Consider the following 12,058-nt stretch of genomic DNA (forward strand, 5'->3'; position numbering starts at 1 on the left):
GTAATTCCTCAATAAACAGCTTCCCTCCGCTGGTATTACCCAGACTCAGGTGTTAAGGGTGTGATCTCAGCCTGATTATGTAGGCACCCCTAGCATGGATGTAGTGTACCACCTTGGTTATATCTGGGGGCAAGAGTGTTAACAATTTATCAGACTTGCTGTTAGTGCGATCGCTTCTAATAAAGTTGGTAAAAACTGCCGCAGTCGCTGTTTCCACTCAAAGGCGGATTGGGGATTCAAACTACGCAGGTTCGCGTCAATAAACTGTTAACCCATGTTTTTTGTCTAAATTCCAATATAATACGGTAATTCAATAAACTTATCGTTGATTGACCGTAGGTTTACTGAACTCTAATATTTATTGACCCCAAAAAGCAGAGTGATGATGTTGACTAAGTTCTTTCCAAACCAACTGTTAGGTATGGCTTTTGCCTTTCTCCAGAGGTTCCAACAACGAAGAATCCGCACCTTTTCTACACTGTTTGCAATAGGACTTAGTTTAACTTTGGCTGTCTCTGCTTGTTCTCCAAGTGCCAGCAACAACTCTGCCCAGACAACCCAAACCTCCAGTCCAGCAGCTAGCGGCACTACAGTTCGCATCGGCTACCAGAAAGCCTCAACTGTCCTCTATGCCTTGAAGGCGAGAGGCGAATTGGAAAAAGCCTTTGCAGCTTCAGGATCTTCCGTAACTTGGTCGGAATTTCCGGCTGGCCCCCCAATGCTAGAGGCATTGAGTGCAGGCAGTATTGATTTTGGCTATACCGGAGAATCACCACCGATATTTGCTCAAGCTGGGGATATTCCTTTGGTTTATGTTGCCTACGATCCTTGGAGTCCGAAGGCTGAAGCTATCCTCGTGCCTAAGAATTCACCTATTAAAAGTGTGGCTGAACTCAAAGGCAAAAAAGTTGCTTTTGCCAAAGGTTCTAATGCTAACTACCTATTAGTCAAAGCGCTGGAAAAAGCAGGGATACAATACAGTGACATCAAGCCAGCAACTCTCCCACCAGCCGATGCTCGTGCTGCCTTTGAGGGAAATAACGTTGATGCTTGGGCAATTTGGGACCCGTATTTAGCCGCAGCACAAGCAGCAACAGGCGCACGTACTTTAGTAGACGCAACGGGATTAGCCCCCAATCGCGGTTATTATCTGGCTGCAAAATCTTTTGTTGATACCAAATCGGCTGCTTTGAAAATAGTTCTGGATGGGGTGAAGCAAGTTAGTGATTGGGCAAAGAATAATCCTACTGAAGTTGCTAAGTTTCTTTCTCCTGCTTTGGGTATAGATGCTCCTGTGTTGGAAATAGCAGAAAAGCGGCGTGAGTATGATGTACTGCCCCTCACAGATGAAGTAATTACTAAACAGCAAGAAATTGCAGATACCTTCTACAAAATTAAATTGATTCCGAAAGAAATCAAAGTTAAGGAAATTGTTTGGCAAGGAAAAGTGAATAATTCGTAATTTGTATTAGTAAGTCTAACGTTAGTTAATTAGTTATAACTACTGGAGTTTGAAAAATCATAAAAAACCCCTCTTTTATTCCCGACTTATTTCGCGTTAACTCAGCACAAATCTAAACCTCTTCAAGAAATCGGTAATTTGGTAATTTATGAAAGATGTCTATTCAAAAACATAATTTTGAGCCACTTTCCAATAGCGCGAGAACCTTTTCAGGTCAATATAGCCATCATAGTCAAAAAATGGTTCTACTTCTAACACTTCCACTGCTATAGAAAGTTCCATTTGATTACAGATATCATCAAATCGGGGACTGGGACTATCGGCTGCAACAACTAAATTGGCATCATGTTCTTGAGCAAAAGCTAAAATTTCTTGTGCTACATTGCCACGGCGAATAACAACAGGTAACTCAAGCAAACATTCGTAGATAAAAGTCAGGCGTTTAAGACTCAATTGCCATTCTTCTATCAAAGCCTCATCCCAAACCCAGATAGCTGGGGCATCAGGATATTTTTGCAATGCGGGATTATTTGGACTGAGGCAGTCTCCATGTACCCAAACAATTGGTTTAGTCATTTGTCATTTGTCATTTGTCATTTATTATGGGGCATTGGGCATTGGGCATTAGACAATAATTAATAGTTCTTCTCCCCCTGCCCCCCCTGCCCCTCTGCTCCCCCTGCCCCTCTGTTCCCCCTGCTCCTCTTCCCTTTTTTATCACGCTGCCAACTTTGGCTATTAGGTTGTTTACTAAATTCGCCTTTGGGAAAAAGTCGCTGTTCTAATTCTTCATAACTCCCTTCAAAATCACAATGACCATAAAGGGGACATTTCTGGCAATAAATGCCTTTGGTGTAGCGTTCTAAGTTTTCACGGTTGAAAAAATATGGTTTCTGACTAAACGTACTAGCAACCCACTGCCATGACATATTATTACTAGCAGGATCTCCATCTAACAGGTGTTCGAGAAACCACTTGGCTCCTACTTGCCAACGAATACGCCGCCAATGGACAATGTAAGCCGCTAGCCACATTCTTGCGTGGTTATGTAGATAACCAGTTTCTCTCAAATCAAGACTGAAACTGTCAATGCAAACTCTGCCTGTAGTTCCTTCTCTGATATCTTGCGGCAGTTCGGGCGTATATTCGCTTACAGTGTAACCAGTTTTGTACTCTTCCTGGTCTTTCCAGATTTCATTCCCTAACTTTATATACAAGCGTTGCCAATAGTCGCGCCAACCTAACTCGTTAATTAGTTTCGTAGTATCATTTTGTTGCTGTACCCGTTCAAGGACATAATCTCGAATTTCTCGCAAACTCAAAACGCCATAGCGGATGTAAGGCGAAAGTCGCGTGACCGCACCTGTGAAAAAATTACGTGTTTGCGCGTAGCTAACTGGGTCGATTTGTTGCAGTGCTTTCTGTGCCGCTTTGCGTCCTCCCACAGTTTCACTGATGTGGCGATCGCGTTGTGCCGCATCTGGAAATTGTTCGTGCAGGTAGGCTACCAACTCATCGCGGTTGGTAAATTCGCGTTGCATATCTTTAGTCATGTGAACTTTGAAGAGTGAGAATAAATAAACAAAAATACTTGTAGGTTAAGTCACTATTATCGCGAATAAATATAAGCGATCGCTCTCACTCTAATGAGAGAACTTAAGCAAAGATGAATGAGTGCGTAGGCATAGCCTGCCACAGGCATCGCATTGATGCCTATCTTCTCCAGCTTATTAGTAAGTAAAGCTAAGATATCAGATAAATCTGTCACTTTTCAAAACGATGAGCCTGTGCATCAATCCTAACTGCCAAAATACTGACAACCCTGATAATCTACTACGCTGTCAAAGCTGTGGCTCTGAATTGCTACTAGAAGGGTGTTATCGAGTAACACGACCCATAGGCCAAGGTGGCTTTGCTAAAACATTTGAGGTAAGTGACAGAGGAAAGTTAAAAATTTTGAAGGTTCTTACACTCAATCAAACTAAAGTAGTTTCACTTTTTCAGCAAGAAGCTGAAGTTTTGAAGCGACTAAATCATCCAGGGATTCCTAATGCTGAGGAATATTTCAAGTTTTTTCCTCAAAATAGCCAAGAGCCAGTTCACTGTTTGGTAATGGATAAAATTGAGGGAGAAAATTTACACGAATGGTTAGAAAAACGTGGTAATCGTCCAATCAGTCAAAAGCAAGCAATCCTTTGGTTAACGCAGTTGGCTAATATTTTGCACGAAGTACATCAGCAGCAGTTTTTCCACCGGGATATTAAGCCTTCAAACATTATGCTAACTGCCGATGGACAATTGGTATTAATAGATTTTGGCATCGCGCGGGAAATTACAGGAACCTACGAGAAAAAACAAGCAGCAGGTCAAATCACAAAATTTGTTTCTGATGGCTATGCTCCGTTAGAACAAATCACTGGCCATGCTGTTCCGCAATCGGATTTCTTTGCCTTGGGTCGTACTTTTGTACATTTGTTGACAGGAAAGTATCCTCTTGAACTAATGGATGATCCCTATGGCGATCCATACACTGCTGGTCTAAACTGGCGTGATGAGGCTAATCATATATCTTCTTTGTTAGCAGATTTTATCGACCATCTGATGATGCGACGAGTAAAAGATCGACCTGCCAATATCCAGGTAATTTTGGAAAGTTTGGCAGGAATTAGTGAGACTTTGTATCCCGCGAAATTAACTCAATCAAAATCGTCTAAACCACCATCTACAGTCAAGGCACAAATAATTTCTTTAGAACGTACTCTTGGTAGCTGGAACTCTGGACATTCAAAAGCTGTCTTGGCTTTAGCAATTAGTCCAGATGGGCAGACTTTGGTTAGTGGTAGCGAGGACAATATAATCAAAGTATGGAATCTAAACAATGGCAATGAAATCTTTACCCTTACTGGACATTCAAAACAAATTAATTCTGTAGCAATTAGTCCAGATGGGCAGACTTTGGTTAGTGGTAGTGATGACGATACAATTAAGATTTTGAATTTGAAGACTGGTGAGGAAATTAGCACTATCAAAGCGAATTCAAGAACTGTATTGTCTGTAGCAATTAGCCCAGATCAGCAAATGGTAGTTAGTGGTAGTTCTGACTCAAGAGTAAGGCTATGGAATCTGAAAACAGGAGAGTGTATTAAAACTTTAGCCACACATGCATATAGAGTTAGTTCAGTAGCAATTAGCCAGGATGGATATACTGTAGCTAGTAGTAGCTGGGATAAAACAATCAAAATTTGGCCAAAATCAACTTTAACTGGGCATTTAAAACCTGTTACCAGTATTGTCATTGGCTTAAATAGTCAAATTTTAGTAAGTGCTAGTGTGGATAGAAGAATTATTGTATGGAATCTAAATACTGGAGAGAAAATTTATACTCTTGATGGACATTCAGATGTTGTCAACTCTGTGGCAATTAGTCCAGATAGTCAGAAAATTGTAAGTGGCAGTGATGATGAAAAAATTAAAGTTTGGAATTTAAGCAATGGGCAAGAAGCTTACACTGTCAATGGTCATTTAGATGGTGTAAATGCACTTGTATTTAGTCCAGATGGGCAGATTTTGGTCAGTGGAGGTAAAGATACTACGATTAAGGTTTGGCGAATGCATTAATTTAGAAGCAAGAAAACAGTCCGAACTTCAGGTAAATCAGAATTATGTTGATAAATTCGTGACACTGATAAATAATAACGATCGCTCAACTTATGTACAATTCTAAAGCGATCGCAATCTCTCACACCCCCATCATGAGCAACATTCCCCAAGTCGGACAGCCAGCGCCAGATTTCTCCACCCCTGACCAAAATGGCAATGCAGTTACTCTCGACGATCTCAGTAGTCAGTGGGTTGTACTCTACTTCTACCCAAAAGATGACACACCTGGTTGTACCACCGAAGCGAAAGATTTCACCGAGTTGTATCAAGATTTCAGTGAACTGGGAGCGAAAATATTAGGGGTGAGTCCAGATTTGGGTAAGTCTCATTGTAAATTTATCAGCAAACATAATTTGTCAATCACCCTTTTAAGTGACCCAGAACATATTTTGACAGAAGCCTACGGTGCTTGGCGCTTAAAAAAATTTATGGGCAAAGAATATATGGGTGTTGCTCGCTCAACTTTTTTAATTTCACCTGATAAAATTATTGTCTATGCTTGGCCGAATGTGAAAACCAAAGGTCATGCTCTAGCAGTTTTAACTAAATTACGGGAATTAGCGACCACATAACGCGGCTGAATATAGGTATAGTTACAGCAATGTTACGTGAAATTGCTCTAGAAACTGCCAGCATGATGATTGAAGCAAGGAATTAGACTTTTCGCCATTTGAAATAAATATGATTCAAGTCAGATGTATTAGTTCTTCAAAATCAGCTATGGTTACTAATAATTTAATCTAAGAGGTCTAGTTTTTCCTTGGCAAAGGCGATTCTTCAAGCACTGACTTATATGCTGGCAAATCCTCACCCGGAAAATCCCGCATATTCCTTAGTAATGAATGGAGAAGATTTTCAATTTATAAAGTTGATAAAACAAGATAAACCAATATATGCTTTATCTGATAGATTCACTTTATATAGACACGAAAATGAATTATATAAAGTTTTGAATATCCTAAAAAACATAGGTCAAGTTGTAAGTTAATTATCTTTGCTATTCCTATCTAGGTTAATACTGGAACAGTGTCATAATAGTTATATTGTATTTTTTAAATAAATTATGGTTCAATTTATCCAAGCACACAATGTCGGGCTTGCCTATTTGGAAGAAAAATTTAGTTTACAGGTAGCCGAAAATGAGGCATTCTTCACAGAATGGTTTGAAAATTTACCGGAAATTACGGATTTAGAAAAGCAAGATTTAGACAGAATAAAGCTTCATTTTCTCCGTTTAGTCAAGCGTCCTCCTTTGTCAGAAGAAACGGTGAAATTAGTAGTTTTATCTCCTTTGCTCAATTTAGCTGGGTTTTATGACGAGCCTTTTTATATGAGAGGCGAGGAATCAATAAGAATTTCTGCGGAAGATGAAGGAGAAATCATTAGAGGTAGAATTGATGTTTTAGTTATTCAAGAGCAATTTTGGTTGTTAGTAATTGAATCTAAAAGGTCTAGCTTTTCTCTTTTAGAAGCCGTACCTCAAGCACTTGTTTATATGTTGGCTAATCCTAATCAAGATAAACCTACTTTCGGATTAGTAACAAATGGTAGTGATTTTATTTTTCTAAAACTTACCAAAGAAAATCAGTCAAAGTATGCTATATCTGACCAATTTACACTTTTGAAACGAAAAAGTGAATTGTATCAAGTTCTAAGTGTCTTAAAAAATTTGAGTCAAAGTTTGAGTTGATAATTATGTCTATTCGTCCTATATATCTTGATTGCCACGCTACTACAGCCGTAGATGAACGGGTATTAGCAGCAATGCTCCCCTACTTTACAGAAAAATTTGGCAACCCAGCAAGTATCGGTCATGTTTACGGTTGGGAAGCAGAAGCTGCTGTTAAGCAAACGCGAGAGATTTTAGTAGGAGCAATTAATGCCAGTCCTGAAGAAATTGTTTTTACCAGTGGTGCAACAGAAGCGAATAATTTAGCTATTAAAGGTGTTGCTGAAGCTTATTTTAAAAAAGGTCAGCATATTATTACTGTTGCCACTGAACATAGTGCAGTTATTGATCCTTGTAATTATTTAAAAACTCTCGGTTTTGAAATTACTATTCTCCCTGTTCAAAAAAATGGATTGATTGATTTAATTGAGTTAAAAAGGGCTTTCCGTCCTGAGACGATTTTGGTGTCAGTAATGGCTGCAAATAATGAAATTGGTGTGTTGCAGCCATTGGCAGAAATTGGGGAAATGTGCCATGAACAAAACATCATTTTCCACACCGATGCAGCCCAAGCTATTGGTAAAACTCCCCTAGATGTGCAAGCGATGAAAATTGACTTAATGTCGCTAACAGCACATAAAGTATATGGGCCCAAAGGCATTGGAGCGCTATACGTCCGTAGACGCAACCCCAGAGTGCAACTAGCTCCCCAGCAGCACGGCGGCGGACATGAACGAGGTATGCGTTCTGGTACATTGTATACACCGCAAATTGTCGGTTTTGGGAAAGCTGTAGAAATCGCTTTGGCAGAACAAGCCACAGAAAACCAACGCCTCACGCAGTTAAGACAAAGATTATGGGAACAGCTTTCGCAAGTTAAAGGAATTCATCTCAACGGACATCCTCAACAGCGATTGGCGGGAAACTTAAGTATCAGTGTTGAGGGAGTGGATGGAGCCGCACTTTTGCTAGGATTGCAGCCAATAATGGCGATTTCTTCTGGTTCTGCTTGCTCGTCGGCAAATACTGCACCTTCCCATGTTCTCACAGCATTAGGACACCCCCAACAGCTAGCTTATGCCTCGATCAGGTTTGGTATTGGCAGGTTTAATACACAAGAGGAGATTGATATTGTGGCGAAACATGCGATCGCTACCATTCAAAGTTTACAAAATACACGTTAAGCATGAAAGTTCACCAATAACACGCTGAAATCTTTTTTGCGTTAGACATCTCCATAAATTAAATATGCGTTATCCAGAACCCTTGTAGATACGTAGCAGTGCTGCGTCTCTACATTTACTCTAGACAATTGGACAGGGGAAAAGAGTTTTCCAATTTTGGCGTTGCTGATTCCATGTATGATGTAGGATTTTGCATAATACCAAAATCCTTGTAGAGACGTAGCACTGCTACGTCTCTACATCCAAATTCATACTTTAATTCAGCAACGCCCCAATTTTTGCACAGATGTGGTAATCTCTGCGTTGCTTGCCGCCCCAGTTCCCGATTTTTCAGGCGATCGCTCTTTGCCCTTGACGCAACAAAGCGCAATACCAGCTACCACAGTTGTTCCACAAGCTACTTAGTACCTCTGGCTTACACTTCTACTTGGGCAGATTAAGATACTTTACAAAATTTAATAGTTTTGTTACACTTATTTACATAAAAAGAAGACAAGGAAAAACCCATGCGTACAAGCACTGCTATAATCGATGACCAAGGTAAGCTGAACAATTTTGCGATTGAGCCAAAAGTTTATATAGATGAGCAAGGCGATCGCACTGGATTCACAACCTATGCAGAACTGCTCAATGGTCGTTTAGCAATGATTGGTTTTGTCTCTTTGATCGCATTAGAAGTATTCACAGGACACGGTATTCTTGGTGTTTTGGCAAGTCTGTAAAAATTAATTTCTTTAATATAACTCTCAACAAATGTAAGGACGGTAAATTTACCGTCTCTTAATTTATGGAAAACTTAGTGTTAGAGTAAAAATATACTGGTAGCGAAAGCCGTTAGTTATCAACGTCAAGTTATCAGATAAAAACTGCAAACCCGATAACGAGTCCAAACCAGATAGCTTCACCGAATCTGGAAACGATAACTAAAAATAACTTGATGTTATAGAGCTTCGTAACTGCGGCTGAAACATTGGTATTGATAATCGCAGGTAGTGTTTATCTGACACTCCCTTAGAAAATTTTTATTGAACCGGAAAGACATACGTGCAGAAGCGAGGGCAATTACATTAGCAGCTTCAGGTATTGTTAACAAAAATTAGTATTGTACAAATGCTCGAAGAAAGGAAAATTTTGTCAGAGTAGAAGTAAAGCTTTTCATATTCACTCCCGCGTAAATTAAATGACTCAAATATTTAAAGAAACAACCAAAAAAGACAATTATACCCGTGTTGCTCAACTTGCAGATGTTCAGGCAGCAGGCAGTTTGTTAGTCCACAGGGAAAAACATACTATTGTTTTGTTTTACTCCGATAATAAAGTTTATGCAATTGATAACCGTTGTCCCCACATGGGTTTTCCCCTACACGGTAGCACTTGCAAAGATGGTATTGTTACCTGCCCTTGGCATTATGCCCGCTTTGATATTGCTAGTGGTGGAACCTTCGACTCTTGGGCAGATGATGTTCCAGCATTTCCTGTGGAAATCTGTAATGGTGAAATTTGGGTGAATTTAGCGCCGCCAGTTAATCCTCATGCTCACCATCTTCAACGGCTTGAAGATGGTTTAGAGCAGAGTATTTCTTTAGTGATTGCCAAATCAACGATCGCACTGTTAGATATAGGAGTAAATCCGGCTGAACCATTTCAAATCGGACTAAAATTTGGCACTCGTTACAACAAAACAGGTTGGAGTACAGGTTTAACTATCCATACTTGTATGATTAATCTACTACCTTATCTGGATGAGGAAGACAAACCCCGTGCGTTATTCCACGGACTTTCGGCAGTCGCTAATGATAGTGCAGGCGCTGCGCCTCTGTTTGTCGTTCAGCCGTTACCTAACTCTACAGTTGATTTTCCGACTCTTAAAAGCTGGTTTCGCCAGTTTATTGAGGTACGGGATAGTGAAGCCGCACAAAGATGTCTGGTATCTGCGATTCGCTCAGGGGCTAATTTAGAGCAAGTTGCAGATATGCTATTTTCATCGGCTACAGATCATCGTTATCTCGATATTGGGCATAGCCTTGATTTTATTAATAAAGCACTGGAAGCACTTGATGTTGTTGGTTGGGAAGCAGCAGAATCTGTTCTACCTAGCTTAGTTTCGGGTTTAGCTAGTGCATCCCGAATGGAAGAATCTAATTCCTGGCGCTACCCTGTAGATTTAGTGGCAATATTAGAGTCGGCTTTTGAGCAATTACCTACTGTTTTAAGTGCGGGGAAATCTCAACGAGGAACTTGGTCAAACTCGGAGCAATTAATACCAATTTTATTAGGTGAAGACCCACAAGCGATCGCCGACTCGCTACTAAATGCCCTACAAGCTGGTTGTACAGAAGAACAACTAGCAAGTGTAGTTACTTATACGGCAGCGCTGCGTGTAGCTCGTTTTAATACTAACAATGACTTTGGAGATTGGAACTCAGCACATCATCCATTTACTTTTGCTAACGCTGTGCATCAAGGGTTACGACGAGTACCAACAGTCGAACTACTCAGAGGGGTGTTTGATGCGGCGATGAGTGTTTATTTGAATCGTTTTTTGAATGTACCACCAGCACGACTTCCAGAACCCAAAGACTCCGTTCCAAATCCCGAAGAATTACTCCAGCAGCTACCGGATTTATTAAATCGTCAACAGCAAGTTAACCAGACAGGTCAATTAGTGGCGAATTATTTATATAGTGGTGGCAAGCCTGAAAGACTCATGGCGATGCTAGGGAAAATGATGCTCAGAGAAAACCGTGATTTTCATGTAATTCAAGAAATAGAAGCCGCTTTTCGTCAGTATTCTTTATTAAGTCACACACCTGCTGGTATTCATGTATTAGTTGCAGCTGCTCGGTATTTAGCAGCCCATTCTCCCACAATGCGATCGCAAGCACAAACCTATCAAATCGCTTATCGGTTACATAAAGGCGATCGCCTATTCGAGGAATCTTGACAGATGGAAACCTGGAAACCAACCTAGTTATTTTGGTTAAAAGGGATTGGCGATTGGGGAAGGTGGGGCCCCCTCTGGGGATAAGGGGTAATGGGGATTGGGAATTAGGCACAACAGGCAGAGGGGCACAGGAGAAAAACTTACTGCAACTTCCTCCCTGCTCCTCTGCTCCTCGGTCACTGAGCGTAGCCGAAGTGCTGCTCCCCTGCTCCCTCATCCCCCCAATTCCCACACTTAATCAATGTTTAATTTCCAAATTTAGTATGTAGCATCCTAATTGGACTTTTTCTGCCCACAATTCATATTCCAGTCGCAGATGCTCTGGCAAGGGATGCCCATTGAGAGTTAGGCTATTAGTAAAATTTCGTAAACGAATAGGATTATTAGGTTGCAATGACTCAGTTGGCAACCAATAGCGACTAATGCCATAAACGCCCTGTTCCCAAAAGTGACGGTAACTCACTTGAGCGTTACCTTGCATAGTCATAATGACTCGGTAAGGGGAAATCTCTAGCCACAAAATTCTCGGACTGCTAGGGGCGTAAGCTTTGCTCTTACTTTGGGGAAGTGTGTCTTCTGGACTTATGACACTTCCTACTTCGCAGCTAATTAAGGGCGGTGCAGTCATCAATAAATGGAATCTATCAGTATCTTTTTGATACAATGTCGCGGCAGTTTCGACAACAGACCAGATTGGTAGGTCAGTGGAAATGAGTGATAAGCACACGGGCTTGCGGTGATGGGTCAGCATGGGAGCGATAAGGGCTAAAAACTATTGAACAAAATTAAATGAACACTCTAGCTGTCTAATAGGTCAGAGTAAGAAACTAAATAGTAAAGCAGGCTTAATATTAATGAATCCGTTGATTTGTTAATAAGCTACACAAAGCCAGATAGAAACAGGTAGAATGTCAGCTTAGACAGCAAAAATGATACTTTTATCTAGAGAGAGCTAATTCGTAAGTAAAGCTTGTAAATATTCTAAGGCTATAGCTTCAAAACAGTGGCAGTCGTTTTAGATGCTAAGAAACCTTTTTGAGGGAGACTTACCGTAGATTGGAGTAAGTTTTATACAGTCAAAAGCGATAGGATACCACTCTACTCGCAATCCGGTTCGGATAAGTATTTTGAACTCAGAA

The 12,058-nt window shown here is 40.6% G+C and carries 12 protein-coding genes and 1 riboswitch; of the genes, 7 read left to right on the forward strand and 5 right to left on the reverse strand.

What is annotated here, in order from left to right; all coding sequences use genetic code 11:
• Window positions 1-4 precede the first annotated feature (4 nt).
• A riboswitch (TPP riboswitch) is annotated at window positions 5-101 on the reverse strand.
• 284 nt (window positions 102-385) lie between these two features.
• A complete protein-coding gene (locus tag RMX98_RS13570) occupies window positions 386-1,462 on the forward strand; it encodes a sulfonate ABC transporter substrate-binding protein (protein ID WP_322675860.1) in 1,077 nt (358 codons plus the stop codon).
• A gap of 159 nt (window positions 1,463-1,621) precedes the next feature.
• On the opposite strand, the gene RMX98_RS13575 is transcribed toward RMX98_RS13570, so the two are convergent.
• From RMX98_RS13575 to RMX98_RS13585, 3 genes are read right to left on the reverse strand one after another with little or no spacing between them, the layout of a single operon-like run.
• A complete protein-coding gene (locus tag RMX98_RS13575) occupies window positions 1,622-2,038 on the reverse strand; it encodes a hypothetical protein (protein ID WP_322675828.1) in 417 nt (138 codons plus the stop codon).
• 59 nt (window positions 2,039-2,097) lie between these two features.
• Window positions 2,098-3,015: an FAD-binding domain-containing protein gene (locus RMX98_RS13580; RefSeq protein ID WP_322675829.1), complete on the reverse strand. Its 918-nt coding sequence runs from the start codon at window positions 3,013-3,015 to the stop codon at window positions 2,098-2,100.
• Between the two features lie 56 nt (window positions 3,016-3,071).
• Window positions 3,072-3,230: a hypothetical protein gene (locus tag RMX98_RS13585; protein ID WP_322675830.1), complete on the reverse strand. Its 159-nt coding sequence runs from the start codon at window positions 3,228-3,230 to the stop codon at window positions 3,072-3,074.
• Between the two features lie 11 nt (window positions 3,231-3,241).
• Between RMX98_RS13585 and RMX98_RS13590 the strand changes: the two genes are divergently transcribed.
• From RMX98_RS13590 to RMX98_RS13605, 4 genes are all read left to right on the forward strand, one after another.
• Complete coding sequence (locus RMX98_RS13590) at window positions 3,242-5,080, forward strand: serine/threonine-protein kinase (protein WP_322675831.1); 1,839 nt, start codon at window positions 3,242-3,244, stop codon at window positions 5,078-5,080.
• 134 nt (window positions 5,081-5,214) lie between these two features.
• Complete coding sequence (gene bcp, locus RMX98_RS13595) at window positions 5,215-5,694, forward strand: thioredoxin-dependent thiol peroxidase (RefSeq protein WP_322675861.1); 480 nt, start codon at window positions 5,215-5,217, stop codon at window positions 5,692-5,694.
• A 491-nt stretch (window positions 5,695-6,185) separates the two neighbouring features.
• Window positions 6,186-6,812, forward strand: coding sequence for a type I restriction enzyme HsdR N-terminal domain-containing protein (locus RMX98_RS13600; protein ID WP_322675832.1), 627 nt, complete (start codon window positions 6,186-6,188; stop codon window positions 6,810-6,812).
• 5 nt (window positions 6,813-6,817) lie between these two features.
• Complete coding sequence (locus RMX98_RS13605; protein ID WP_322675833.1) at window positions 6,818-7,975, forward strand: cysteine desulfurase family protein; 1,158 nt, start codon at window positions 6,818-6,820, stop codon at window positions 7,973-7,975.
• A gap of 115 nt (window positions 7,976-8,090) precedes the next feature.
• Here RMX98_RS13605 and RMX98_RS13610 read toward each other — a convergent pair whose 3' ends face one another.
• Entirely contained in the window at window positions 8,091-8,345 is a 255-nt protein-coding gene (locus RMX98_RS13610; protein ID WP_322675834.1) for a hypothetical protein, read from the reverse strand.
• Between the two features lie 136 nt (window positions 8,346-8,481).
• On the opposite strand from RMX98_RS13610, the gene RMX98_RS13615 reads away from it, so the two are divergent.
• Window positions 8,482-8,697 (forward strand): chlorophyll a/b-binding protein, encoded by a 216-nt coding sequence (locus RMX98_RS13615; RefSeq protein WP_322675835.1) that lies wholly within the window; start codon window positions 8,482-8,484, stop codon window positions 8,695-8,697.
• Between the two features lie 458 nt (window positions 8,698-9,155).
• Window positions 9,156-10,919: a Rieske (2Fe-2S) protein gene (locus RMX98_RS13620; RefSeq protein ID WP_322675836.1), complete on the forward strand. Its 1,764-nt coding sequence runs from the start codon at window positions 9,156-9,158 to the stop codon at window positions 10,917-10,919.
• A gap of 238 nt (window positions 10,920-11,157) precedes the next feature.
• Here RMX98_RS13620 and RMX98_RS13625 read toward each other — a convergent pair whose 3' ends face one another.
• Entirely contained in the window at window positions 11,158-11,670 is a 513-nt protein-coding gene (locus RMX98_RS13625) for a hypothetical protein (RefSeq protein WP_322675837.1), read from the reverse strand.
• Window positions 11,671-12,058: the final 388 nt, after the last annotated feature.

The organism is Nostoc sp. DedQUE02, assembly GCF_034531035.1.
Taxonomy (GTDB): domain Bacteria; phylum Cyanobacteriota; class Cyanobacteriia; order Cyanobacteriales; family Nostocaceae; genus Nostoc.

Coding starts and splice junctions, on each gene's coding strand:
- RMX98_RS13570 (WP_322675860.1), top strand. CDS start 386: ATGTTGACTAAGTTCTTTCCAAACCAACTGTTAGGTATGGCTTTTGCC.
- RMX98_RS13575 (WP_322675828.1), bottom strand. CDS start 2,038: ATGACTAAACCAATTGTTTGGGTACATGGAGACTGCCTCAGTCCAAAT.
- RMX98_RS13580 (WP_322675829.1), bottom strand. CDS start 3,015: ATGACTAAAGATATGCAACGCGAATTTACCAACCGCGATGAGTTGGTA.
- RMX98_RS13590 (WP_322675831.1), top strand. CDS start 3,242: ATGAGCCTGTGCATCAATCCTAACTGCCAAAATACTGACAACCCTGAT.
- bcp (WP_322675861.1), top strand. CDS start 5,215: ATGAGCAACATTCCCCAAGTCGGACAGCCAGCGCCAGATTTCTCCACC.
- RMX98_RS13600 (WP_322675832.1), top strand. CDS start 6,186: ATGGTTCAATTTATCCAAGCACACAATGTCGGGCTTGCCTATTTGGAA.
- RMX98_RS13605 (WP_322675833.1), top strand. CDS start 6,818: ATGTCTATTCGTCCTATATATCTTGATTGCCACGCTACTACAGCCGTA.
- RMX98_RS13615 (WP_322675835.1), top strand. CDS start 8,482: ATGCGTACAAGCACTGCTATAATCGATGACCAAGGTAAGCTGAACAAT.
- RMX98_RS13620 (WP_322675836.1), top strand. CDS start 9,156: ATGACTCAAATATTTAAAGAAACAACCAAAAAAGACAATTATACCCGT.
- RMX98_RS13625 (WP_322675837.1), bottom strand. CDS start 11,670: ATGCTGACCCATCACCGCAAGCCCGTGTGCTTATCACTCATTTCCACT.